Raw genomic sequence first — 26213 nt, 5'->3', positions numbered from 1 at the left:
TCGACTGCCTCCATCTCCCATAAACATCCAGTACTTCTAATGTCCGAGCGTCGATACAGGCGGCCTGATGCAGACCATAGCACTCACCTTATATCCCCACCCGGATATCAATGCGCTCATCGAGCGAGAAGAAGCCGGTCTTTCAAAATCTCAACTGCCAGACGCTCCTGACACACCCGTGACAGAGAGGCATGATAGGGTTTAGGAACGCTTATTCCCGGGTACCACTGGCATCCTTGGGCTTGGGACTACCTGGACCCACTGTATTGCGAACGGCGAAGTAATCTTCGCGCGATAGCACTTTACCGGCCACTCCAAACGCTTCTTCAATCTGGTCTGGTGTTTTGATTACGCAGATGGCCACCTGAATGGCAGGGTGCATAAGGGTGGTAGCTAGAACTAATTGGTAGATGCTCAGATCATACTTATCCGCAATCAGCTTCAAACTCCTGACCTTGGCGCACAACTCTTGAAATCGTTCGCCTTGAAAATCGGGATGATTAGATCGAAAGTCGGAGAAGGTTTCATTTCCGGTATATTTACCAGTGAGCAATCCTTTGTGCATCGGTGAATAAATCATAACCCCTATATTTTATGACTGACAGTAGGGAAGCATATCCGTTTCTCCCTCTGGATCGATCAGACTGTAAGGAGGCTGAACCACGGTATAGGGAGCAAACCGACGTTGTCCGCGACATTGTTCAACGGAATGATTACTTAGACCAAACGCCCGAACCTTCCCCTGCTCTTTTAATTTCTCGAGGGCGCCCGCAATTTCAGCATAGGGAGTTAGTGGGTCGTAGAGATGCAGAAAGTAAAGGTCGATGGTATCGACTCCCATCCGCTTCAAGGATAACTCACAGCGCTTCGCAATATGCTCAGCAGACAGGTCAGGATAACGGGATCCGTCTGAATTAAAATGATTAAAAACTTTCGTCGCTACGGCCAACTCATCACGGGGCAGCTCCTTGATGGTTTCTCCTACCACCGTCTCCGCGTACCCGTCACCATAGGCTTCCGCTGTATCGATAAAATTAATACCATTATCGAAAGCCAGCTTCATGGCCGAAATGGCATCGTCTTTCGATTGCTCCCCCCAGAACCGCGGGCTCAATTGCCAGGTCCCAAATGAAATGGGTGAAACGGACAAGCCGCTGTCTCCTAGTGTTATGCGCTCCATAAATGTAAGTTGTTTGTATTAGATGATTACTATCCGGGAATTCCAATTCGGCAGCAAGCTACCTCCTACACTTCGTATCGTAAATTTTAATACAGGAGGTGGCTTGCTGCCGAATAGAATATCAACGACATTCAAATCCACTTCAGACTGATTTTCTTACCGCAACCACTCAGGTACGGAATTGTTTTCCTGCCAAGTTGCTACCCGCCTATCCAATTTGTCTGGTTTCCATTCGGTGGTTCCAGCGGGTAACTCGTCTTTCTTAGGCAACCAACTTCTGTGAGCCTCAATGACTGACGCATACTTCGGGTTTTTAGCCAGATTATCATGCTCACCTGGATCGGTTTGGTGATTGTAGAGCTCTTCCCCTCCATCGCGTTAACGAATGTAGCGCCAATCATTGCTGCGCACGGAGTGATTTCCGTAATACCAGGTACTGAGAACAGGTTTATCCCAGGAGGCATTTAGATTCTCAAGTAAAGGACGTAGACTGTTGCCTTCCAGTTTCGGTGCCGCAGGCAGTCCGCACAAGTCAACTAAAGTGGGATAAATATCCAGCAGGCTGACCGCTTGATTGGTCATCACTTTGGCATCCCTTACCCCGGGAGCTTTTATAAAGAACGGTATTTTCGTCGACTCCTCCCACAGGGCTTGTTTGCGCCAGTGTTTTTTTTCATCCAAGTGCTGACCGTGATCCGACCAGAGTACCACAATCGTGTTGTCGGCGTAGCGACTGTCCTCCAGCGCTTTTAACACCTTCCCAAGCTCGTGATCGACGAAGGAGACACAGGCTAAGTATCCATAAACCAGTTCCCTCCAGTAGCTATCACTCAAATTAACAACCGCATAGTAATCACCCGTCTTGATCGTTCCGTAGGCCACCGATTTCCCCATGATGGGTATGTCCGCCATTTCGTTATTCGGAAAAGATGGCACTTGGATGTTATCCAAATCATACAAATCGAAGAATTCTTTGGGTGCCGTGTAAGGAACGTGGGGGCGTACAAAGCCTACCGCCAAAAAGAATGGCTTTTCGTGATCTTCAGAGAGCTTGTCGACCGCCCAATCCGATATGAGTTCATCAAACATCTTACCATCGGGCATGTCGTCGCGTTCGAGAGCTCCATAACAAAGCGAATGACCATCAGCGAATGCTTCACCGTAGTGATTTACGATCTGGCTCCCCTCTTTCGGGAATGGATAAAACTTCGTCCCGCCGTAACCGTCTCCTCGTTTCTTTAGCTCTTTGGGTACTTTGTAATCGGACGCATACTCATCCCAAAAGTCATCGGTGCGGTCTTTGTAATCAGAGACTCCACTGTGAAAGATCTTTCCAATCGCCATTGTTTTATAACCGGCATCCTTAAAATGTTGAGGCAGCATCTTGTGGTCGCCCATGACGTCGTCGAAGGACCTTCGCATCGCCGAGGTTGATCCATACCAACCGGACGAGGATGGATGGAGCCCGCTCAGCAGCGAGTTACGAGAAGCCGTACAAACGGCCTGAGAACAATGGGCATTGCTGAACAAAAGGCCTTGCTCGAAGAGCTTGTCCATATTCGGTGTGATAGCCTGCGGATGGCCGTCCAAGCCACCTACCCAATCGTTCAAATCATCGATGGAGATAAAAAGGACGTTCGGCTGAGAAGCAACGAGCGCAGAGCTGAGGGCACCAAGTAATAAAAAGGCCTTCCATAGGGAACCGAGTGAATTCGGTGAATTTTCTTAGGGTAGATTAAATGCGAGTAGGAATCTCGGCTAAGCCGAGACTCTAGAAAGGATAGAGAAAATGAAAATCTTAAAAGCTCTCGGCTTGGGAATCTTCCCCAGAGCCTTCCACTGCTTCGCGGTCTGCTCTCACCAATGTGTCTATTTAAACTGGAGATGCTCTGGCCGCTTCATATTCCGATTCAGTAAGCCAAACGAGCTTGGAGATCTCCTCAATACCTTGCAGCACTTGGTTCATCTCGTGAAGTAAGGTCAGGAATGCGCTACTTCCTCCGATCCAACGGCGAAGGAAAAAACGACGATCCACAGCAATCATAATCCATGGATCCGTATACCCGAGTAGACACCAAAACTTAATTCCTTTGTGCTTCCCCCAGAATGACCACCCGGTATTACCGCGTTGCTCGACGACTGATATACTCCATCCACTTTCACGAAGTTCAGCGGCAATAAGCTCACCGAGCACAGACCCATTGGGTTTTGCGATCTCTCCCTCTTCTTCAACCGAGTCATCGGGCAAGGAAGAATCAAAAGTAGCTATATTTGGAGTTTGCATGTTTGATTAGGAAGTAAGTGAACTACGGCGCGCTCGGCGATCACGCCCTACCTTTAACTGGCATATTATCTCCCTCAAAATCAAGGGCGCACGCGCACATATTTCTGAACGGTTCGTGAAAAAGGCTCACCTCCATACACATTGCCTGCGGCATCGACCGTTACAAATTCCGCTCCATTACCATTTGTAAAACGTGGATCTCCATTGGGCAGCATAATGAAGTAGTTGACCCACCCAGTTTCTGCATCGCCTATGCGTATACCCATCTCATACCCAGGATTCTGCACATTGTCGGATTCGGAATCGGAGACATAGATATTTCCATGATCATCAAAGAATACACCACTCGGACGACCAAACTGCGTCCATTGAGCAATAAAGGTTCCATCTTGGTCAAAGATCTGAAGCCGGTTATTAAAACGATCTGCAATAAACAGCCGGCCCTTCTTATCAATAGCCATTGCATGTAAAGCATGGAACTCACCAGGAGCGTAACCCGTTTGTCCCCAGCTGCGCAGAAACTCTCCGTCCTTATTATAAACCATGACCCGATTGTTGCCGTCGGGGTTGTGACCATCGGCGATGAAGATATTTCCATTGTCCCCGATCACCACATCAGCTGGAGAATTGAACTGATAATCGCCTTTCCCGGCCTTTCCAGGGATGCCGAGCCGCATGAGCTCTTCACCGGTGGAACTAAATTTAATCACTTGGTGCCCACGCGTGCCTTCCGGAGTGCGAGATGGTTTCACTGCATCGGTCACCCACACATTACTCTCCTCATCAACAAAGAGTCCATGTGGCCAAATAAACATGCCTCCTCCAAAGCTCTCCACCGCGTTACCCTCGGCGTCGAACTTCACAATGGGATCCAGGTCGGAGTCGAGGCACTCATTCCCAAAGCGACCCCGCTCAGCACTATCGCAACGAACGACGGCCCAGATATGCACACCATCGGGATCGACTTGCACATCCCCAACGGCCCCAATTTTCCGACCATCTGGAAATGTTGCCCAAGTATCCACCGCCCGGTAGGGATTTGGGTAGGTTTGCCCGAACAGGATAAACGGCCCAATGCCCATAATAAGAATTACAAAAACAATACGCATATTTAAAGACTAGCCACCGTCGGGATGAGGGGTCAACTTAATGGAGATATTATGAATACCCTGATTAAACTATTCCTGAGCTTCTTTTCACTCCTCCTTCTCTCGCTTGGTCTTTCCGCAGCCAAGCCAAACGTGGTCTACGTTTTAGCCGATGATCTTGGCTGGGGAGACTTGAGCTGCAATAATCCCGAATCGAAAATTCATACGCCCCATCTAGATCGCATTGCCGAAGCAGGCATGCGTTTTACCGACGCTCATTCAGGATCCGGTGTTTGCACACCGACTCGCTACGGAGTGGTCACAGGGCGATACAGTTGGCGCAGTCGGCTGAAACGTGGCGTGCTCGGCGGCTCATCGACACACCTCATAGACACCGACCGATACACCGTGGCCGATTTGCTGAAGGACCAAGGCTACCATACCGCCATGATAGGCAAATGGCACCTGGGTTGGGATTTTGTGTTTAAAGAAGGAACGGCCAGTGACCGGTTTGATTTAAAGAACGGAGAAGTTATTGATTACAGCGCACCTGTGACCAATGGACCGGACGCGATTGGGTTTGATTACTACTATGGTCACTGCGGCTCACTCGATATGGCGCCCTATGTCTATGTGGAAAACGGCAAAATTACTGCCCCACCCAATCGTATCACCGTCAACCACGACTATAAAGGGTTCTGGCGCGAAGGTCCCACTGCATCCGATTTCAATCACACCTTGGTGACCCCTAATTTCGTAGAGCGTGCCCAAACCTACATCGAAGAGCGGGCCGAGACTGGAGAACCTTTCTTTCTCTATCTGCCTTTACCTAGCCCACACACACCGATCCTTCCCATTACAGAATTCATGGGACTGAGTAACACCAACATGTATGGCGATTTTGTCATGCAAGTCGATTGGCACATGGGTCAGATTATGGAAACCCTGGAGAAGGCAGGTGTGGCCGACAATACCCTGTTTATCTTCACGAGTGACAACGGTTGTTCTCCTCGAGCTGAATTCGAAGAACTCGAAAATGCGGGTCACAAACCGGGCGGCATCTACCGAGGCAACAAAGCTGATGCCTATGAGGCCGGACACCGGGTGCCCTTTATCACGAACTGGCCCAATGGCATTAAGGGAGGTCAAACCTCTGACGCCACTATCTGTCTGACAGACTTGTTTGCGACCATGGCCGATATCACGAATTCCAGCACTCCTGCCAACGCCGCCGAAGATAGTGTCAGTTTCCTTCCCGCTCTCGAAGGCAAAGCCAAACAAGTGCGCGAGGGAACGGTCCACCACTCAATCAATGGATCCTTTGCCATTCGTAAGGGCGACTGGAAGCTACTGCTCTGCCCTGGTTCCGGAGGCTGGAGTTATCCACGACCCAATGAAACCAGAGACCTTGGCCTACCTCCCATTCAACTTTTCAACCTTAAAAACGATCCGAGCGAAACGACCAACGTGTATTCAACGAATCACGACAAGGTAAGAGAGCTTTATCAGCTACTGAAAGCGTACGTTGAAAATGGCAGAAGTACTCCTGGCCCCAAGCAAACGAACGAAGGTGAGACAAAGATCGATCCGTCTAGTTTCGCGGCGCTGAAGGCGGAGTTGAAACTGTAGCCCGTCATTTCTTCTGTAGGAGCAAATTTATTCGCGACCCGAATATTCTAAGACATAGAGATCGCGAACTACCGAGGCTTTGACCGACAGCGATGCGAAACACAATTTGCTCCTAAAATGAATCTCCCCACTCCCTGAACAACTCCTCCAACTTCGCTACCCTTTCAGGCCTCTGTTGCGCCAAATCATTCGACTCTGAAAGATCCTCTTTCAAATTGTACAGCTGCCAGGGATGTTCAGGATCGACTCTCACAATCTTCCAGTGACCCGCCCTCAAAGCGGCATGATTGCGATACACAAAAAACAAGGACTCATGCTCTGACTCGGCTCCCTCCATCAGAATAGGGAGAGGATCTTTACCATCGAATACAACCCCACTCGGCAAATCAGCTCCAGAGAGCTCCGCACAAGCAGTCATCAAATCAGGGGACCAGAGGGTTTCATCGATGATACTGCCTTCTTGAATCTGCCCAGGCCAGCGAGCCATGGCGACCACACGGATACCACCCTCCCAACAGGTGACACCCCCCGACCTCAATGGGTCGTTGATGCCTATGTCGATGCCTTCACGATCGAGTCGAAAGCCGCCGTTGTCAGACATGAAGAAGACAAAGGTGTTATCTGCGACTCCTGCCTCATTCAATGCATCGAGCACACGACCAATCGCCTGATCGAGAGCAGTCACCACAGCGGCATACCGCTTCTCATAATTCTGTTCCTCGGGCGACCAACCGTAGGCTTCAAAAGCCCTATCCGGAGCCTGCCAAATATTCGGTTCCCCAGGCTGCTTGTTTCTGGCACTGGGAAAGTGAGGGGCATTAAAGGGTAAGTAACAGAACCAGGGCTGCTCTTCTTTTGAACGTCGTTCAATAAAATCAATCGCAGCATCGGCAAAGATGTCCGTAGCGTACTCGCCTATCCGGTCCAACTCCTCGGTGCCTTCATAGAGGTCGTGCTTCAAACGGTAGTTATGTGTATAGTAGTCCATGTTGCCTGAAGCATGCCCGACAAATTCATCAAATCCTCGCTCCGTCGGACGCGATCCTGCGGCGAAACCAATATTCCATTTTCCAAAGCACCCCGTGACGTAGGGCTCGGGTGCGGCCTTCAACACCTGAGGAATCAGCACCTCATTCTGATTCAAGCCCACACCATAATTACCTTCCAAGCCTGGCAGTTGATAGTCCAAGCCATGACGTTGCGGAATACGCCCCGTTAACAAACAGGCTCGCGACACCGTGCAAGTGGAAGATGCCGTATAGAAACTTGTTAATCGTGCACTCTCTGTTGCCAGGCGGTCCAGCCGTGGAGTTAGGATCATCGAGTCCGGATTGTAGCTCTTAATATCCCCATACCCGAGATTGTCGGCCGTGATGATCAGGATGTTTTGGGGCTCTGCAAATGCCGGGATTTTGAACAATCCCACGGCCGCCATTAACAGAAAGAGCAGGCAAGTGCTGAACATTGAGCTCAACTTATTCATTCGGAAATCGTTCATTTTATTTAGGGTTACGAAAAAATGACTTTGGATCAATACTCGCTTTGAACGGGCTAAAAAATTTCACCACATTTTAGATCCATCTACGGGGGAGCCATTTAAGGGAAGGTATCTTCAATTTTGCGAGCATTACGACTTGTCCTAAGTGCGAAGAAGATTACGCTTTTTACCGAACCATAATGACCGACCCAACCTTCCACAACTACGCTCGAATCACCCTCGACTACAAACAGACTTGGGAATGATCGAGGCCTTCGGACACAGCAAGATGAAAAAGACCGAAAAAGAATCATCTGAGAAAGAATAGAAGAAACACCTCCTCCCCGCCATGCCTAAGAAGTCAATAGAGTTACCTGAAGACTTATCCGAACAGGTAGCTCCAGACCTCGTACATGGATCCATTGAAGTAGCTCCATGTGAATCTAAAAAGGCTACCCTGAAAAAGCTGTACAAGAGTGGCATCTATCCGTATGAAAAGCCCATGCGGAGAAAGGAATACGAAGTGAACAAAGCCCAACTTCAAGCGGAGCTCATGAAGGCTCTGAAGAACTCTATGATCTGAATGAGGATCCGGAAGAATGGCAGAACCTGGCCGATGACGCAGCTTATGTAAAAACCATGAGCCAGTTGATTTCTCAAGCGCCTAAAACCTTCGCACCCTTAGGAACTTCGTTCACCGACCTCAAGGTTGTGACGACAGGTGAGACGTTTCACTGGGAGCCAAAGCGTTAGTTCATAGATTATTTTTGTAATCCATGCGGCAGAATAAGACGTTGTTGGCGCGGAGCTGATTTCATTTTGATAGGCGAAGGGAGTCTAGGTGATCCTCTGTGGAACCTAGTTTAGAGGTTGCTCAATTCGGATAAGGTTTTTGAATCTGAATTAGTCGTTTCTTCGAACCCAAGTCTAAACCCCATGAAACAAGATAAAGAATCACCCTACTCTATCTCACGTCGCACTTTTCTAGGCCATGCTGCTGCCTCTGCGCTAGGTGCATTGCCACTCAAAGCTTCGGCCTCTTCCTACACGCGCAGTGTAGGAGCCAACGACCGCATTCGCATCGGCCAAATCGGTTGTGGACAACGTGGTTTCGGAACTCACCAGCGCTATGTGAAACAGCATGCCCAAGGAGAGAACCTCGTAGTCGTAGCGGTATGCGATCCTTACAAACCGGCTCGAGAAAAAGCTGCAGCCAATGTAAAGGATTACACTGGAAAAAGTCCCAAGCAATTTTCGACCTACCGGGACATGTTGGAGATGAAAGATCTGGACGCGGTGATGATCGCTTCTCCTGATCATGTTCATACGCTTCACCTGGAAGCGGTGGCCGAGGCTGGCAAACATTGTTATGCGGAAAAGCCACTGGGTATTGAGTTCGATGCACTTAAGCGGGCGGTAGATGCCGCCCAAGAAGCCAAGATCATCGTGCAAGTCGGTACGCAACAACGCACCGAGCCTTCCAACGTGGGGGTACAAAAACTGATGGAAACAGGTATTCTGGGTCACCTCTCTCGTGTGGAACAGGTACGCAATGCGGCCGAACCTTATTGGTACAAACGAGTCGATCGAACTGTCAGAAAGGAAGACCTTGATTGGGATGAATTCACCAATGGAAGAACGGACAAACCTTTCGACCCCGTTCTCTATACGGGCTGGTATGGCTACTATGAATTTTGCCAAGGACCGGTGCCACAATGGGGCAGTCACTATATCGACCTCGTTCATTACCTGACCGGTCTCAGCATACCGAAAACCTGTAATTGCCACGGGGGTACTTACACCTGGAAAGATGACTACAAATTCACTGCTCCAGACCAGATCGATGCGATATGGAGTTACCCCGAAGACACGGTGGTTACCTATACAACCAATTTTGGAAACAGTAGCGGCAATCGAACCCGACTACTCGGCGAAAAAGGAACCCTTGAACTTGAGCGCCGCGGCACGGCAATTTACACCGCTGAAGGTGGCATCAATCGCGATGGATCCATCCGAGGCAAAAACGAGGTCGAGGATATTAAGCGCCCGGACCATTTTCAAAATTGGTTCCAAGCCTTGCGCGGAAATGCAGAGCCCCATGCTCCATTGGAAGCCGGCTATCGCCATGCTGTAGCAACCATCATGGCTCAAATGTCTTACGAATCAGGTAGGCGCTCTCGCTATCATGCAGATAGCAGAAAGATTACTTTAGATTAAAAGAAGCATCGCTTGAAGGATTTATCATTTAAGTCATATGCGGTTTTAGCCACAAGGTTCAAACCATGAGCGAATCTACCAAACGCACAAAGGACAGCCCGTGGTGGAAAGGCGTAACCCGCTATCAATGGCTGGTACTCTTGATCGCGTCATTGGGTTGGATCTTCGATATTTTCGAAGGTCAGATTTTCGTTACCAGTATGAACGAAATGATGGCGTCCCTCCTACCCCCAGACGTTCCGGCAGATAATCGAGATGCCGTAGCGAAAATTGCATTGGGGGTATTCCTAGTTGGCGGTGCAGTGGGCGGCGTATTTTTCGGAATGCTAAGTGACCGCATTGGCCGGGCACGCACCATGGTCATTACGATCCTGGTGTATTCTATATTTACCTGCATGACCGCTTTTGCCCAAGAGGCCTGGCAAGTGATCGTATTGCGCTTCTTTGTTGCTATGGGCGTGGGCGGAGAATGGGCCGTGGCCAGCGCGATGGTGGCAGAGGTTTTTCCAAAATGGGCACGCGTCCGTTCGTTGGGGATTTTTCATGCAACCAGCACTTTGGGCTCCTATTTGGCTATTGCTGCAGGTGCTTTCATTGTGGGAAATCCTGCACTGAATACGGAAGCGATTCCGGATCTAAACTGGCGGCTGGCTTTTGGGATTGGTGTCCTTCCCGCGTTGTTGACCATTTGGATTCGTGTAAAATTGAAGGAACCGGAGAGCTGGAAGAAAGCGCGCGAGATCGCGAAAACGGATCCGACTAAACGCACTGGGAGAATTGGTGATTTATTTAAAGGTGAACTTCGAAGGCGAACCTTAGTCGGCGTCGCTCTAGCAGCGATCGGTCTGGCCACCTTTTGGGGTGTAAAGATCTATGGAAGGAACCTGATGAGAAGCGCTGCGGAGCGAGAAGTCGTTTCTCAGAACGAAGGATCTATGGTCGATAATGCGGCCGCACTGGAAGCGAATTTCAGCGAGATCAAAAAGACCGAAATGAAAGGCCACTTCCTAGTCATGACAGGGGGGCTGTTAGGCATGCTCGCATTTGGGCCCGTCAGTGAGCGAATCGGGCGTCGAGGAGCGTTTTCCTTTTTCTTCATTGGAGGATTCGCAAGCAGTGCCCTCTTGTTTGGATTATTTACCGATATGAGTATTGGCTTTTATTGGTGGGCCCTGCCGGTGTTCGGATTTCTGGTGAGTGGCATACATGCCGGTTACGCGATTTACTTTCCTGAATTATTTCCATCCAGATTGCGAGGAACGGGAGGCGGCTTGTGTTTTAACCTGGGACGTATCATAGCTGCGCCGGTGTTGTTCCTAACAGCATGGATGCAGGGATCTATGGGGTTTACAACCAATCAAACGGCCGCTTGGCTGAGCGTGTTCTTTCTCTTGGGCTTGATCATTGTACGATACGCACCTGAGACCCAAGGTGAGGACTTACCCGAATAACCCTAAGAATAATTTCATGATTTCATTCAGTGATTTTAAACTGCTCTTCGGTGACATGCATAACCATTGCGGTATTTCCTACGCACATGGCTCGTTGGAGGACGCACTTTGCAATGCTCGCGAGCGATTGGATTTTGTAAGCATCACAGGTCATGCTCACTGGCCGGACATGCCGAAACCCAACGAAGATATTCAATACATCATCGACTTCCATGAAGAGGGATTTGCCAAGCTAAAGAAAGGCTGGCCTAAGATGATGGAAACTTTGAAAGAGTATAATGACGAAGGAAACTTTGTCGTGTTTCCAGGCTTCGAAGTCCATTACTGCTCCGACGGCGACAGAAACATGCTCTACAAGGATTTCGATGGAGACATCCTGTATCCAAAAGACTTGGACGACCTCCACAACCAACTTAGGACACTGCGTGAGCAAGGAAAAGATTCAATCGCACAACCCCACCATGTTGGATATCTCAAGGGAACACGCGGTATCGACTGGAACACATTTAATCCGGAGTTTGCACCGTTCGTAGAAATGCTCTCCATGCACGGTTGCTCCGAGTCTTCGGAAAACATCAAACCGTTTCTCCATTCGATGGGACCCAGTGATTGGGAAAGCACCATCCAATACGGGTTACAGCAGGGGCATGTTATTGGATTTTCAGGAGGCACCGATCATCATAGCGCTCACCCTGGAAGCTATGGACATGGCATGACTGGACTCTGGGCAGCATCGGGTAATCGAGAAGATGTATGGGAGGCACTATTACAACGCCGCATGTTTGCACTCACGGGTGACCGTATGGATCTGCGTTTCCAGGTAAATGGTACGCCAATGGGCTCGGTAATCGATGCTGAAGAACAACGAAAGATCGAATTGGCACTGCAAGCCGGTGGGGCCATTGACTGCGTGGACATTTTGCGAGACGGCGTTCTGGTGAAACGCTTTTCACAATATGAAATGGATACTCCCAATCCATCAGCCAATGAAATGGTTCACACCAAAATTTATTTAGAATTGGGATGGGGAGCACGCCACAAATCCTGCAACTGGCTAGCAGAACTAGGTATAGGAGATGGCGAAATTTTGGCCGTCGAGCCCCGTTTCCGTGGACAGGAGGTAGTCTCCCCCGTAGAGGCAGATGCTATGAGCAGTTACTACACCAGTAAAATCATTGAGTCAGGAAGCCAGGCCGTAACATTCGAAACAGTAACTAGTGGAAACCCCAATAATTCCACCAATATGTCTCAAGGGGTCTGCATAGAAGTAAAGATGCCTCGCAACGGAATGGTGTGGGCAAATCTTAACGGCAAAAAAGTTGAATGGCCGCTGGCAAAGCTCATGAAGGGCGCGCGCTCAGGTGTATTAAAGGACATTGATTCACCCGCCTACCGCTTCAATCGAGCACCAGAACCAAACCAGTGGAAATGGAACGGTGAATGGGAAGATGAGAGTAAAGAAGGGCATAATTATTATATGCGAGTAAGACAGCGCAATGACCAATGGGGTTGGAGTTCACCGGTTTTCTTGAAGCATGAGTCCAAGCAGCCTATAATATAACCTGCGGCTGTTTCAGCGTATCCGAATCTGTCATGACCTGATAATCCGGATGATTACGAATGTGAGTCACTGGGTAATCATCTCCAGGCGAACCTAATACAGAAACTCTCAATACTGTATTCGCCCAATCCAGATCAATGCCATTTCGACAATAAAGCCGTATGCGCTTTGCTCCTAATAACTGTCGCATGCCAAGCGTGATTCCGAAGCGAGGGAAATTTTCCAGATTCCCTCCCACCTTCGATCGAACGGCATTAATGGTGCGTGTAAATGAGTTTAGCTCAACTATGCGAGGATCTGTTTCACTCACATTGGGTTCAGGCTCATTAAAAGCCAGATGACCGTGAATCCCGATACCGCCATAGGTTATATGGATCCCTCCGAGGTCCGCGATCATTCCGACCAAATCAGGCAAATTTTCACGACATGGAAAAATCAACTGCTCGACAGGTATGCGCAAAGGCTCATCCAGATGCTGCGTGAAAGACTCATCGAATACTCGACGAAAACTGAGAGGATGATCAGAAGGCAAACAAACGCCATCTTGGTCGCATTGCTGGTCCATCATAAAGAACCAGCAGGTCGCCAGGCTTATCTCCTCCTCCTTCACTCGCTGGGCCAGAATCGGATATTGGCCAACAGGGCCCACAGGAAGGATGAGCTTTGTGGATCTGCCTGCCTTGTTATTTTTTATTATCTCATCCGCGATAGAGTCGGCACAATGCCGGTATAGCTGATCAATAGAGGGAAAAACGACTAGCCTGCCCTCTGCTTTTTCTCGGACCTCATCCGGAGTCAGACTCAATAAGTTTCGTATCTCTTCTGATCGTGTCATCAAATTTCACTAGGGATTCGTTTAATAAGAAATCCAACTATCAGCACCGAAGCAACGAGTAATAATCTGCCACCGAGACGAACGACCATCCGACTAACACATCCCCGTGCTCACTTTGTGAATACAAAAAATAATCTGAATTCAATAAAACCGGCACTTGCCAAAGTACTTAAACTACCGTTCCATTCATCTACCCGCAGCACACCATGACTTCAGATCTCCCACGTCGACAGTTCATCAAAAGCCTTAGTATCCACTTAGTCGCGGCCTCCCTACTTCCTGCTTTAAAACTTGTAGCAAAAGAAAGCTACGGTCCCTGGATATCACTTTTTAATAGCGAGGACCTAACCGGCTGGGAAGGCGTCAATGGCACTTCGCACAATTGGGAGGTAAAAGACGGAACGCTGGTCAATACAGGAAGAAAAAGCGGCAATGCCAGTTGGATCGCTCATGAAAGAGAATTTTCTGATTTCGAATTGGAAGTAGAGTTTAAGTTCGAACCGGGCTGTAACAGCGGCGTCTTTTTCCGCACGCCCCTGGTAAAGAAAAGTCCTGCCTACCTGGGGAACGAAATTCAAATCGCTGACATGCATGACGCGCAATTGAAGGAAAAGCTGTCGCACGATCGCCACATGGGTGCCCTTTACACGGTTTCGCCTCCCTCCAAAGAAGCAGCAAAGAAACCGGGAAAGTGGCAACGAATGACTGTTTTTTGCAAAGCTGAGCACTGCCAGGTAAGCGTGAACGGTATTTCAGTTCAGGATGTTCAGCTGTCCCAATGTCCGAAGGACATTCTAATAGAGCATCCTGGGTTACTCCGTTCAACCGGACACATAGGTCTACAAAGCAAAGAGACCCCTATTGAGTTTCGAACAGTACGGATTCGAGAAATACGTTAAAACCAGATACGATATCGCACGCCCGATTTGATACAACCACTACCCTACAATAATGAAACATCCGAACCGAAGAGAATTCCTTAAAACAACTGCAGCGGGTGCAATGGCGGTCAGCTTGAGCCCAACTTTAAGCCTAGGACAACAGGTCGCTAAAAAGAAGCCCAACGTAGTAGTACTATTCATTGATGATCTGGGTTTTGGAGATATTGCCTGTTTTGGGAATAAACGGATTCCTACACCGCACATCGATTCACTGGCCGATGAGGGAGCCAAGTGCACCATGTCGTACATCACGAATCCACCCTGCTCTCCCAGTCGATGCAGTCTGATAACCGGTATGTATGCCCAGCGCTTCGGTAAGTCAGGAATGGCGCGCGGACTGCCCATACCAGAAGACCACCCCACCATGGGCGAATTTATGCGAGATGCTGGATACGTGACAGGACAAGTGGGCAAATGGGATATCGGTGCGAACGGTCAAGGACCTCACCAACGGGGTTTTACGGAAGTGGCGAAGAATGCACCCGGCTTTCAATACGATCGCGAGCGAGAAGATGGCAGCTATGCTTATCTGACGGACCTTGATGGCGACTACATGGCTGAGTTTGTAGATCGGAACGCGAACAATCCTTTCTTTCTTTATTTCTCTCCTTTCGCCGTTCACTCCAACGTCAAAAACACACCACAGCACTATCGGGATCGCATACCAGGCGGAAAAGGAACCGCTTATGAAGGCGCCGTTCTCGCAGTCGATGATGCCGTCGGGAAACTGTTAGCAATGCTCAAGAAACACGACCTCGAGGAAGACACACTGATTTTCTTCACGGGTGACAACGGAGCAAACCGTGGGCACGGAGGAAGTTCAGAGCCCTATCGAGGTGGCAAAGGACCTGACACTCAACAGGAAGGCTGGGTTCATACTCCCACCATTATAACCTGGCCTGGCACCATCAAACCCGGGGTCACCTATGATGGTCTGACAGCCACGATTGATTTCTACGCCACCATGGCCGCTGCCATCGGCAAACCCTTGCCGGACGGCTGTGACGGTGAAAATCTTTTGCCCTATCTAAATGGTAAAAAGAAAGGCGATGCCCACGAATTTATTTTTTGGCACAACGCCGATCCCACTGACGAACCACGCCGCAACCTATATGCAGTGCGCTGGAAGGATTGGCGAATGGTCAAGCACCCAGATGGCTGGCATCTATACGATCTGAAAAAGGATCCTAAAGAAACTAAGAACCAGGCCGCTAAAAACCCTAAAGTTGTGAATCGCATGCGAGAGCATTATGAGGCATTTGTGGCAACGCTCCCTCCTGTTAAGCCCAGCATTGATTACAAAGGCGGAGGACAGGTCCCCAAAGGCTGGGGCTGGGAAACGGGAAAAGGGTGAAGCTAGCAAGCTAAGAGGAATAGGCGAAGAATCAGCGCCCACCAGAAGCCCCAGTTCTGGATTCAATGGCCAATTAGAGCATCAATTCTATTCCCTGGAGATTATTTACGGTCTTGACGCTCTTGCCAGTCACCTATGCCTTAGTTCGAAGATCAAATTTTTGAGTTCAGCGAGGCAGCTGACTCAGTATCCAAAATCAGATAATCCAAAACTGAATCCCAACCAATAGGAATTACGATGGCTTATACACCAAGCAAAGACTACAAACGCCGGGAGCGTGAACAGAGAAAGCGCGATAAGCGGTTAGAACGCGAGCAGGCAAAAGCTGCCAAAGCGGAAGAGCAGAGAGTTTCCGACCAAGATTCAGCTAAAGAAGAGTCTGAAGATTAAGAGAACTCATTCTCAATTAGTTACTCTGTATTGGGACTAATAGGAGTCCAATACCTCATAAGTATCACTGACATATCTATTCGATAGATGTGCTAATACTTGGGTCAAACAGCCAAGAGATTCTCCCGCACCGTGCGGGTATAAGGTTGGCATTCATATCCTGAACGGCCAAGCTTGTCATGATTGAAATGCGTAGCTCATTAGCCTGCCTTCTGAAATTCAGATTGAATGCCGATCTAATGCGACTGCAGTCTTTTGACTAATTATTTCTACATTGCGTGCGTCCAACAAATTCTGCCGGATCTCCCCAAAATTTGAATCACAGAATTTAAACAATGAACTACCTAAGAATATTCGTAACCTTCATTTGTGCGCTTAGCCTTTCAGGCGAAACACAAAAACCCAATTTCATCTGTATCCTGGTTGATGACCTCGGTTATGCAGATGTGAGCTTTCAAGACGTTGTCGCTGAAGATGTCCGAACACCCAACATCGACCGCCTAGCTGAATCCGGGGTGGTCTTCACCGATGCCTACGCAAGCTCGCCCATTTGCAGCACGTCACGCCTAGGATTCTCGACCGGTCGCTACCAGACTCGTTGGGGTGCCTATTGGTATGGACAAGGAGGACTGCCTCAGGATGAACAAACCATAGCCGAAATGCTTCGCGACCAAGGCTACCAAACCATGAAGGTCGGAAAGACGCACCTAAATGGAGGAGTCAAAGAATTTCCCCTCGATCATGGCTTCGATGAATACCTGGGGTTCGAACATCACTCCTGGGATTTCTTTCTGCTGAGCGAAAAAGACAAGGCTGTCTATGAAGCACGCAAACCCGGGAGCACAGAAAGACCCAATTTCTTCTGGATGGGCCCCCTCACCCGTGGACGTGAAAAGGTGTCTTATGAAAATACATCAACCACGGAAGTATTCGCCGAGGAGTCGATGGCCTTTATCGAACGTAGCGCTGATAAACCTTTCTATCTGCAACTTGAGCTCAATGCAGTGCATACTCTCCTGACCGCTGTGCCTAATGAATATGCGGATAAATACGATATTCCTAAATACCCATTCAATCGCGATCCGGAAGCAGAGTCCTGGAACTACCCCTACTGGGATCCTCAAAAGCAGGATTACAAATCCTGGTACAGCGATGTAGCACACTTGGTGAAAGTCGATCCCTACGGTCGAAAAAAATACCTCGCGCACTTGGAAATGGTAGACAAAGCCATCGCACAAATTACCCAAGCGCTCAAAGAAACCGGACAATTAGAAAACACCTTTATATTTTTCTCATCCGACAACGGAGGTTCCCACCAATCCTATGCAAACAACGGTCCATTGAGTGTATACAAATACTGTATCGCCGATGGAGGAATCAAAGTCCCCATGTTTGTCAGTTGGCCAGAGGGCTTTTCTGGAGGAAAACGTAAGGACTCGCTCGTTACCCATCGCGATATATTTGCTACGATCGCTGACATCACTGGAGCGCAGCCTAAGAAAGCTTTAGACTCAAAGAGTCTTCTTCCCCTCATCAAAGGCGAGGTGGATAAACTTCACCTGGAACAGTTCTGGGATACCGGCAAAGATTCCTGGGCTTATCGAGAAGGCAATTGGAAACTCCTGCTCCATTTCGACAAGGAGTATGAATATTACCAATTGGGCGAGGACGGGCTAGTTATAGACCCACTCGAACGGACCTGGCTCAAAGAAGGCTATGCGCTTTACAATCTAGAAGAAGACGTAGGTGAAACCACCAACCTCATCGACCAGTTCCCGGAACGGGTAACCGCGATGAAACAACGGTACACCGAATGGCGAGCTACAATGGGTAAACCGGTCCGCGGCAAACGCTAGGACACGTTTCAATCAATCGATTACTCTTTGCGCTATCAGCAGAATAAATTCCGTCTGCCTCACCCTACGACTACTCCCGCTCCCATTTCACATTCCAGGGATCTTTAGTACTGTCTTGGAAAGCCTTTAGCTTAGCTTCCATGTCGCGCTGAATGGTCTGGTATTTTGCGAGTCCTGCTAGATTGTTAACTTCGTCTGGATCATTCTCCATATCGTAAAGTTCAAAACGTGGACGATGCAGAAGCGCCTGTGGCGAACGTTTCCCATAGAGATCAAGACCTTCCTTTTGAATCGATACCCAGGTGGGAGATTGCAGAAGGTCTTTCGCCAGAGGAAACTCCAATCCATGGGCGATATTGAAAATCAATTTGTACTGGCGCGTTTTCAAAACACGCATCGGGTAATACATCGTGGCCTCATGATTCGTGTGGGAAGCATAAACGGCATTCCAGCCAGACAACACTCCGCTAACGCCTTTCCTGAAAGATCTACCATGTAATTCCATATCGGATACGTCGACACCGGCATAATCCAAAATAGTTGGAGCAAGATCCACCCAGGAGATCATCGCGTCCTGAACATTTCCTGTTTTAGATTGGCCAGGTTCACGAACGATAAGAGGCAGTCGCATGCCAGGCTCGTACAAGGTCGTTTTGGCTCCAGCAAAGGCAATGCCGTTATCAGAAATATACATGATAACCGTGTTATCGTACTTCCCTGACTTTTTGAGTATATCTATCAAATGCCCAATACCTTCATCGAGTCGGGACACCGATTGATAATACTCCGTAATCTCAGCACGAGAGGCCGCCGTGTCCGGTAGAAAAGGTGGCACGATAACATCATCGGAATCATAAACCACAGGATGAATTCCCGGATAACCTTCCTCACGATTGCCAAACTTATTCGGCTCCGGATAGGTATCGAATGTGGGAAGACCATTGGGAAGAAAAGCATTCGACCTATGCGGATCATCAGATGCCCAATAGAGGAAAAAAGGTTTGGAATCTTCACTTTCAATAATGGGTCTCGATTCCTCCGACATTTCCCAGGGACTACGCCCAATCGTTTTAGGATCGTTCGCAGCACCTGCGGAAAGAACGACGTCAAATTTGTAGACTGATTCAGGCGCAACATGAAATTTTCCGATCCGGGCTGTGAGGTAGCCATTTTCAGAAAGCGCTACTGGAAGGCTCTTAATATCGTCAAACGACTGATAGTGGTGAAACGTGTGTTCAAGTCCGTACTGACCATTCCTATGATTGTGCAAGCCACTCAAGATAACTGATCGACTGGGACTACAACTGGCAGTGGTGCAATTAGCATCAGTAAAGATCGTACCATCAGCGGCCAGCGTATCCAGGACCGGCGTTTGAATCACCGGATTTCCATAACAACCCAGCGCATCCGTTCCATGATCATCGGATACAATAAGAACAATATTGGGACGTTCTGCGACAAGCGTTAAAGTTATCCCGATAAGTAGAAAAATACAGGTAGCAAGACTGCGAAAGATAATTAAAAACTTCATAGATTACAGGAATTGTTTAGCCTTACCTCTAACGGGGCCACAAAAAACAAATTTAGATTGAGACAGGCAAAGAGAAATACTTCCTGCTATCCTACGAATCAGATAAAATTGGTCTCAAAAGTACTTACGAATCAACGCACACGCTCATATTCCTTATTCACTGCATCGTCGCCCCAACGGTCGAGAACGGCGCGTAAGGCATCATCTGCTTCTGGAAAACGTCCTTTATCATCCGTTTCAATGATCCAGTTATAGAGGATATCACGGTGTTTGGCCAATTGAATGGCATGCTCGCGTTTGTAAGAGTGAGCCAGGTTGTTCTTTTCGCCTGGATCATTCTTCAAATCGTAGAGTTCTTCCGCGGGACGGTGATCGCTGAAGAAGCGGGCCTGCGTTTCATTTAGGTTTCCGGCCTCATACGCGTCGTGCATAAACTTCATGAGTTCTGATTCTGAGCGGTAGTTGGGCTGCATGTACGGTTTATCCGTCATGAAGTTCCGAATGTATTTATACCTACCTGTATTGATAGCGCGGATACGATCAATCGTGTAATCACAACGATCCCGAGCAGCCAGGATGTAATCCCGATGAAAATCGTCCGCCATCATATTCATGCCGTGCATGTTGTTGGGAATCGGAATGTTTGCCATAGCCAAGGTCGTGGCCGAGATATCGATACCACTCACCAGGTCATCCCGGACTTCACCAACAGGAACATCGGGGCCGCGCAAAATGAACGGCACACGAATCCCCTCCTCGTATAGAAACTGCTTACTGCGCGGCATCAAACTACCATGGTCGGAAAAGAAGAATATGACTGTGTTATCGTAGAGACCATCCCGTTTCAATCCGGCTACAATCTCACTCAGCTCACGGTCGAGCTCCAGGATAGTGTTGTAATGGTAGGCAATATTTTTCCTTATGATCGGATGGTCCGGATAAATGGATGGAACTGGAACGTCTTTATTCTTAACGACCGGTTTCGCGTTCTTAAACTTCCCACCCACGAGTTGGATTTGCCCAAAAAACGGTTGTCCCGGCTTGCGGTCACTCCACTCCGTGCCTTCTTTCGCACCTTTATATCCGTTGCCCCCGTGACGATCATAAAGGGTATCCGGATCAAAGACGAAGTTGTAGTGAAATTTGCCTTCATTGAAGGTGTAATACCCAGCCGCTTTCATGATTTCTGGAACAGTCTTCACACCGAGATGATTCGACGCCCAATTCTCCATCACATTTCCTCTCCACTTGGAGAAGGAGCTATAATGCTCGTGTGCACCGATCGATGTTTGATACATACCGGTGATGATGGCTGAGCGTGTTGGCGAGCATACCCCCGAATTCATATAGGCACGATCAAAACGAATTCCTTCTGAGGCCAACTTATCAATGTGTTTGGTATCGACCACGTTATCCCCATAGCAGCTCATCCAGGCATTGGTGTCTTCGATGCAGATCCAGAGGATGTTGGGTTGGCCTGGCCCTTCCTTGATGATGGGCACATGAGAGTTATCTCCTTGTGCAAAGGTCGAGCTTGAAAAGAGAGCCATTCCCAGTAGAGCGGCAAGAATCGGGTAGAGTTTTCTAGTCATTGCTGAGAGGAAACAACGGCTAACTACGAGAATGCAATGCGTTTTCACCAATGAGGACTATCTACTCCTATATTGCCCATATACATTGGACTTACAGATTTCCTATTGAAGGAAGTTCGCGCGGGGTCTAAAGCATCTCCTCAATGAAGCATATTTTATTGCCCCTATTCTCCCTGTTCACACTCCTGTTTGTCGCTTGCTCACCGACCAAAGACGAAGCCAAGCGACCTAATATCATCTATATCCTGGCAGACGATTTAGGTATTGGAGAAGTCGGTTGTTATGGGCAAACGAAAATCAAAACGCCTTTTATCGATCGCCTGGCCCTGGAAGGTATGCGCTTTACCCAGCACTACTCGGGAGCCGCCATTTGCGCGCCGGCCCGCTTCACTTTGATTACCGGTTTGCATATCGGCAATTCCGATACCTACAGCCAGAAGCAAAGGCTCCAGCCCAATACACAGACCTTGCCAAGACTGATGCAGCAAGCGGGTTACACCACCGGTGCCTTTGGAAAATGGGGCCTGGGCACTGACCCAAATGCTCAGGGGGTTGATGATTGGTACGGCTTTGTCGACCAGACCTACGCTCATTACTACTATCCTGAACGCATCTGGAAAAACACAGAGCAAATTGAGATTCCGGAAAATCGAGGGCTGCGCAAAGACGGCCACTACGGAGACATCAGCAAGGGCGTGTATATACACGACGAATTTACGAACAACGCTTTGCGATTCATAGATGAGAATCAGGAGCAACCCTTCTTTCTCTATCTACCCTACACCATTCCTCACTTGGAGTTTGTCGTTCCCGAAGATTCGCTGAACGAGTATTTAGGCCAATGGCCGGAGAAACCGGCACCTCCCGCTAAAGGTAACTTCTACGACGGATGGGGCTATGCTGCGGTCGATGCACCCCTGTCGACACGTGCGGCAATGATTACGCGCATGGATCGGGATATCGGTACCATAATGCAGCGATTGAAAGAGCTCGGACTGGACGACAATACCCTGGTCATATTTTCCAGCGACAACGGTGTCCTACCAAGCAAGGGCGGAAACGATGTTGAGTTCTTTGATGGAAACGGTCCTTACCGCGAAACCAAATTCACCCATTACGAGGGCGGATTGCGCGTGCCCATGATTGCACGATGGCCCGGAAAAATTCAGCCCGGTTCAACTTCGGATCACATCTCCTACTTTCCAGATATGTTGCCAACATTTACCGAACTAGCCGGAAAACCAGCGACCATTCCTACCAGTGGGATTTCCATGCTCCCTTCCCTGTTTCAAAAAGGCCCACAAGAGCAGCACGAGTTTCTGTTCTTCACCAAGGCCTTGCGCATGGGTGATTGGAAACTCGTGCGCGAGAACAACGAAGACGAATTATTCAATCTTACCGATGATGTCAGCGAAACCAAGGACCTGAGCAAACAGCACCCAGAGATACTCGCTAAATTGGTTCAGACCTGGGAAGCCAACCAGATTAGTGATCCAACGAGTGACTAAATAACCAGGTCATAAAATCAGCCTCAGGATCGCAGCGGTCACTCGCACTTTGGGTGGTACCATTATCGGCTCCAGTGATAAATTTACCAGAGATGCCGTGACCGTCTCCAGAAAACGTGCTGAGCTTCATATTTCCGCCAAGGGCTTGCATCTCAGCAAATAATTTCTGCTGAGGCCCGTAGGGACACACCGTATCCTTATCACCATGAAATGCCCAAACGGGGATATCTTTAATGATTTTAGCTTCGATGAAATCATTGTCATCGGTCCGACCTGTTCCGGCCGAAGGAGCCGCGGCAGCAAAGTAATGGGGATCCACTTGCAAAAGAATATTTATTCCGTGCCCGCCCATTGAGTGCCCCATCACGTAAATCCGTTTGCTATCAGCCGAAGGTAGATCGGCGATAATAGCTTTGATTTTATTCAGATGATTTTCATTCCACAATTCGGTTGATTGAGGGGCTACCACATAACAAGGAAAGTCCTTCCGTCGCTGTTCGTCGGCCAACTGTTGGTTCCATACCTTCAATTGCTTTTGGTTGTCCGTGCCACGTCCGCCGCCACCATGCAATGATACGATTACCGGATAGCTTTCCCTCTCATCGAAACCATAAGGCGTCATCAATCGATAAGGAATCTCGGTATCCTCAATCGGGAAATAGAGCTCCTTCCAGTTCTCCTGAGCCGTTGCGGTATTCGTAAGGAGACAAAGGATGAGATAAAGCGCTGTCGGTACGATTAATCTTTGGGTAGTTGTCTTCATAGATTGAAAATCGCCCACCAGCATTAAGAACCGACAACCCGCTGGCAAGTCTATCTGAGTCTGGCCATATCCAAATCCTTTTCCCAGACCATGCCCCAAGTGTGAATGTTATCGACTGGTGTATTTTTGAAAACATTGAAGCCAGATCGGTTGTAGAAAGGTAGATTTCGTTTAGTCTCCGTATTGAGGCATACACCTCGCGATTCGGGGTGACTTCCCACTTCTTATAAAACGACTTCTAACAACCGGCGACCGATGCCTTGTCCCTGACATTTTGGCAAAACGCCTAAAATACCCAAGTAGTGGTAGGGTCCAGAAGGAATGGTCTCATCGCAAATATCACCATATTTGTTAAATCGTTCCATAGCTACGTCACCCATGACTCCAGATGCATGGTCCCACATAGCATCGAGCTCGGGAGTAGTGTATCCCTCGCCAGGTTCACTTAGAACGGCGACACAGACCAGCTCACCATCGATTCGGTAGCCCAGGACAGGAGATTTCTGAACCAGCCGTGATTGAATGAGATACTTAAACATCACGCCAAATCGGTCAGGACCGTCGTCAGTTCCCTCAAACATGTATTGAGTGATCGGGTATTCCGCAAAGGCTTCTCGCAGAACCGCTGCCGCCTCTTCGATGTGCGTGTTATTTAATCGAGAGATGTTAGAAACAATAGATGGGTTAGATATTTGTGTTTTCATGGCCCCATCCTAACAGACCACCCATCGACTGGATATTCGGACTAGTACGGTAGTATGGGCGCATCAGTACGGTATTGTCAGGAATACGCATTTAATTACTGCGTCCTAACAGTTCTGCCTAGTAGATTAAACCGAATCACTTATTATGAAAACGCAAACATTCCTCAAAATTATCCTTTTTATATCTACACTGGGCTTTGCTGGTCATTTACAGGCCGATGAAGTTGGCTTCGCGGTTGGCGATCAAGCAGCTCCATTCAACCTCAATGGCCAAGCCGGCAACAAAGTATCCCTGGCGGATCTCACCGCCGAACATGGCAATCTGGCCCTGGTGTTCTAACGCTCTGCTGACTGGTGCCCTTATTGTAAAAATCAGGTGGTCGGTCTCGAAGAAAATCGAGCGGCTCTGGAAGCAGCCGGAATAACCCTGGTCGGCATAAGCTACGACTCCGTCAATGTGATCGAACGCTTTTCCAAAGAGAAATCCATTGGGTTCACCATGCTCTCAGATCCCAGTAGCACCGCGATCGATGCTTACAAGATCCGCAATACCAAGGTGCGCGCCGGACGAGCGGAAGGTATTCCTCACCCCACCATTTTTCTGGTAAATAAGGAAGGCACCATTACCGCCAAGCTCCGCGAAGAAAACTTCCGCGAACGCCCAACCATCGAGGCAATTGTGGAAGCTGCAAAAAAGATGGGGAGCTAGAAGTTCAACCTGTCTTACGGAAAGCATTCACAAGTTTGGACAAATAGGACTCGAATCCAAAGGCTCCCCAGCCATGAAAAACAGTCCCACATACCCTGACTGCCCAACAGCACTTAGCGAGGAACAGCTAAATGAGTACTGGGAGACCGGATACTTGGCATTTGAGAATGCACTGAGCCCAGAAGAAGTTGAACAAGCCCGTGAAGACTTACGTACTCTATTTCTCAGTTACGCTTTCAATGAGGATGTAGCCGAATTTAACCCGGCATCCAAAGAGAAGACTAACTATTCAGGTGCTTCCTTTAAATCGAAGACCAGTCCTTGCTGGGTACTATTGGAACCAGGATTCGACCCCGATCCTAATAATGTCGAAGAAGTAGAACAGAAGGTCAGAAAGACAGCTCACTTTCAGGATGAATCAGTACTGTTTAAATCGCTTTACACGTCTCATCCGAAAGTCATGGGGACCGTTAAAAGTGTTCTAGGAAATGCACTAGAACTTTACCAATCGATGGCCCTAGTAAAACCAGCCAATGGTGGCGTGGAAAAACCCTGGCACCAGGACAACGCTTACTTCTGTGTTGAAAGCCTAGATCAGGTAGTTGGTGTCTGGATAGCCTTGGATGACGCGAGCGCTGAAAATGGATGCATGCATGTGCTGGCCAAAGGACATCGCTTAGGGCCACTCAAACACCATCATACTTTCGACTGCGAAATCCTTCCTGATCGGTTTGATCGAACTGAGGCTCTGCCTATCGAGCTCAAGGCAGGTGGCATGCTGTTGTTCCATAGCAATCTCCCCCACCAAACACCGGTAAACAATTCCTCGGAGCGCAGACGGGCACTACAATATCACTACCGAAGTTCGCAGAATTCGGTGATCTCCACCGAAGAATATTTCAAAGTCTTCAAGGAAGCAGATGGAACACCGGCCTCTTGCATGGCTGCCGTTCCTGAAAATTTCTAAGCCAAATCTTTACTTTAAATACGAAGCAAAGACTGTGGATGGATTCCAAGGTTTGACTTACACCTGAAGCTGAGAAGCTTTGAATAGTATGACAGTAGACCTGCTCACAATTGCGGATTTGGAACCTCCTATGGGAGACTTGAGCGTTGGTAATCGCTTAGATACGGCGCGCTCAA

At 48.7% G+C, this 26213-nt stretch carries 24 protein-coding genes; 13 read left to right on the top strand and 11 right to left on the bottom strand.

Translation table 11 applies throughout. The features are described from left to right. Positions 1 to 211: 211 nt before the first annotated feature. From GA003_06405 to GA003_06385, 5 genes are all read right to left on the bottom strand, one after another. Positions 212 to 580 (bottom strand): aldo/keto reductase, encoded by a 369-nt coding sequence (locus GA003_06405; protein QXD29598.1) that lies wholly within the window; start codon positions 578 to 580, stop codon positions 212 to 214. A gap of 12 nt (positions 581 to 592) precedes the next feature. Further along, on the bottom strand, positions 593 to 1180 hold the full coding sequence (locus GA003_06400; protein ID QXD29597.1) for an aldo/keto reductase: 588 nt from the start codon (positions 1178 to 1180) through the stop codon (positions 593 to 595). 378 nt (positions 1181 to 1558) lie between these two features. Next, positions 1559 to 2791 carry a sulfatase gene (locus GA003_06395; protein QXD29596.1) on the bottom strand — a complete coding sequence of 411 codons (1233 nt, stop codon included), beginning with the start codon at positions 2789 to 2791 and terminating at the stop codon, positions 1559 to 1561. 262 nt (positions 2792 to 3053) lie between these two features. After that, on the bottom strand, positions 3054 to 3464 hold the full coding sequence (locus GA003_06390) for a hypothetical protein (protein QXD29595.1): 411 nt from the start codon (positions 3462 to 3464) through the stop codon (positions 3054 to 3056). A gap of 80 nt (positions 3465 to 3544) precedes the next feature. Beyond that, entirely contained in the window at positions 3545 to 4573 is a 1029-nt protein-coding gene (locus GA003_06385; GenBank protein QXD29594.1) for a peptidyl-alpha-hydroxyglycine alpha-amidating lyase family protein, read from the bottom strand. 51 nt (positions 4574 to 4624) lie between these two features. On the opposite strand from GA003_06385, the gene GA003_06380 reads away from it, so the two are divergent. Next, entirely contained in the window at positions 4625 to 6181 is a 1557-nt protein-coding gene (locus GA003_06380; GenBank protein ID QXD29593.1) for an arylsulfatase, read from the top strand. 112 nt (positions 6182 to 6293) lie between these two features. Here the strand turns inward: GA003_06380 and GA003_06375 are convergent, their stop codons facing one another. After that, positions 6294 to 7679, bottom strand: a complete 1386-nt coding sequence (locus tag GA003_06375; protein ID QXD29592.1) for a sulfatase-like hydrolase/transferase — start codon at positions 7677 to 7679, stop codon at positions 6294 to 6296. Between the two features lie 328 nt (positions 7680 to 8007). On the opposite strand from GA003_06375, the gene GA003_06370 reads away from it, so the two are divergent. The 4 genes from GA003_06370 to GA003_06355 all read left to right on the top strand — a co-directional run bounded on the left by GA003_06370 (position 8008) and on the right by GA003_06355 (position 12887). Next, complete coding sequence (locus GA003_06370) at positions 8008 to 8241, top strand: hypothetical protein (protein QXD29591.1); 234 nt, start codon at positions 8008 to 8010, stop codon at positions 8239 to 8241. A 353-nt stretch (positions 8242 to 8594) separates the two neighbouring features. Beyond that, entirely contained in the window at positions 8595 to 9875 is a 1281-nt protein-coding gene (locus GA003_06365; protein QXD29590.1) for a Gfo/Idh/MocA family oxidoreductase, read from the top strand. A gap of 65 nt (positions 9876 to 9940) precedes the next feature. Next, the gene (locus tag GA003_06360; GenBank protein QXD29589.1) at positions 9941 to 11326 is read left to right on the top strand and encodes an MFS transporter; all 1386 of its coding nucleotides are present in this window, start codon (positions 9941 to 9943) and stop codon (positions 11324 to 11326) included. Positions 11327 to 11342: 16 nt separating this feature from the next. Continuing rightward, positions 11343 to 12887 carry a DUF3604 domain-containing protein gene (locus GA003_06355; GenBank protein ID QXD29588.1) on the top strand — a complete coding sequence of 515 codons (1545 nt, stop codon included), beginning with the start codon at positions 11343 to 11345 and terminating at the stop codon, positions 12885 to 12887. Here the strand turns inward: GA003_06355 and GA003_06350 are convergent. Next, entirely contained in the window at positions 12877 to 13722 is an 846-nt protein-coding gene (locus GA003_06350; GenBank protein ID QXD29587.1) for a glucosamine-6-phosphate isomerase, read from the bottom strand. The genes GA003_06355 and GA003_06350 overlap by 11 nt on opposite strands. 206 nt (positions 13723 to 13928) lie before the next feature. On the opposite strand from GA003_06350, the gene GA003_06345 reads away from it, so the two are divergent. The 4 genes from GA003_06345 to GA003_06330 all read left to right on the top strand — a co-directional run bounded on the left by GA003_06345 (position 13929) and on the right by GA003_06330 (position 18263). Further along, a complete protein-coding gene (locus GA003_06345; protein ID QXD29586.1) occupies positions 13929 to 14621 on the top strand; it encodes a DUF1080 domain-containing protein in 693 nt (230 codons plus the stop codon). 52 nt (positions 14622 to 14673) lie between these two features. Beyond that, on the top strand, positions 14674 to 16017 hold the full coding sequence (locus GA003_06340; protein ID QXD29585.1) for a sulfatase-like hydrolase/transferase: 1344 nt from the start codon (positions 14674 to 14676) through the stop codon (positions 16015 to 16017). Positions 16018 to 16254: 237 nt separating this feature from the next. After that, positions 16255 to 16407: a hypothetical protein gene (locus tag GA003_06335; protein QXD29584.1), complete on the top strand. Its 153-nt coding sequence runs from the start codon at positions 16255 to 16257 to the stop codon at positions 16405 to 16407. A gap of 335 nt (positions 16408 to 16742) precedes the next feature. Further along, complete coding sequence (locus GA003_06330; protein QXD29583.1) at positions 16743 to 18263, top strand: sulfatase-like hydrolase/transferase; 1521 nt, start codon at positions 16743 to 16745, stop codon at positions 18261 to 18263. A gap of 70 nt (positions 18264 to 18333) precedes the next feature. Here GA003_06330 and GA003_06325 read toward each other — a convergent pair whose 3' ends face one another. Then, positions 18334 to 19794, bottom strand: a complete 1461-nt coding sequence (locus tag GA003_06325; GenBank protein ID QXD29582.1) for a sulfatase — start codon at positions 19792 to 19794, stop codon at positions 18334 to 18336. Between the two features lie 131 nt (positions 19795 to 19925). Next, the gene (locus GA003_06320; GenBank protein ID QXD29581.1) at positions 19926 to 21386 is read right to left on the bottom strand and encodes a sulfatase-like hydrolase/transferase; all 1461 of its coding nucleotides are present in this window, start codon (positions 21384 to 21386) and stop codon (positions 19926 to 19928) included. Between the two features lie 143 nt (positions 21387 to 21529). On the opposite strand from GA003_06320, the gene GA003_06315 reads away from it, so the two are divergent. Next, entirely contained in the window at positions 21530 to 22894 is a 1365-nt protein-coding gene (locus tag GA003_06315) for an arylsulfatase (protein QXD29580.1), read from the top strand. Here GA003_06315 and GA003_06310 read toward each other — a convergent pair. Further along, entirely contained in the window at positions 22872 to 23657 is a 786-nt protein-coding gene (locus GA003_06310) for a dienelactone hydrolase family protein (GenBank protein QXD29579.1), read from the bottom strand. The two genes, GA003_06315 and GA003_06310, sit on opposite strands and share 23 nt — an antisense overlap. Before the next feature lie 224 nt (positions 23658 to 23881). Next, positions 23882 to 24361, bottom strand: coding sequence for a GNAT family N-acetyltransferase (locus GA003_06305; GenBank protein QXD29578.1), 480 nt, complete (start codon positions 24359 to 24361; stop codon positions 23882 to 23884). A gap of 145 nt (positions 24362 to 24506) precedes the next feature. On the opposite strand from GA003_06305, the gene GA003_06300 reads away from it, so the two are divergent. The 3 genes from GA003_06300 (at position 24507) to GA003_06290 (ending at position 26037) form a co-directional block, all read left to right on the top strand. Continuing rightward, positions 24507 to 24701: a peroxiredoxin family protein gene (locus GA003_06300; protein QXD29577.1), complete on the top strand. Its 195-nt coding sequence runs from the start codon at positions 24507 to 24509 to the stop codon at positions 24699 to 24701. A 36-nt stretch (positions 24702 to 24737) separates the two neighbouring features. Continuing rightward, positions 24738 to 25070 carry a peroxiredoxin family protein gene (locus GA003_06295; GenBank protein QXD29576.1) on the top strand — a complete coding sequence of 111 codons (333 nt, stop codon included), beginning with the start codon at positions 24738 to 24740 and terminating at the stop codon, positions 25068 to 25070. A 73-nt stretch (positions 25071 to 25143) separates the two neighbouring features. Continuing rightward, positions 25144 to 26037 carry a phytanoyl-CoA dioxygenase family protein gene (locus GA003_06290; protein QXD29575.1) on the top strand — a complete coding sequence of 298 codons (894 nt, stop codon included), beginning with the start codon at positions 25144 to 25146 and terminating at the stop codon, positions 26035 to 26037. The last annotated feature ends 176 nt before the right edge of the window (positions 26038 to 26213 follow it).

The organism is Opitutia bacterium ISCC 52 (assembly GCA_014529675.2).
Lineage (GTDB): Bacteria > Verrucomicrobiota > Verrucomicrobiia > Opitutales > UBA2995 > UBA2995.
Note: the sequence above shows the minus strand (reverse complement) of the source record. Positions and strands in the feature narration are given on the sequence as shown.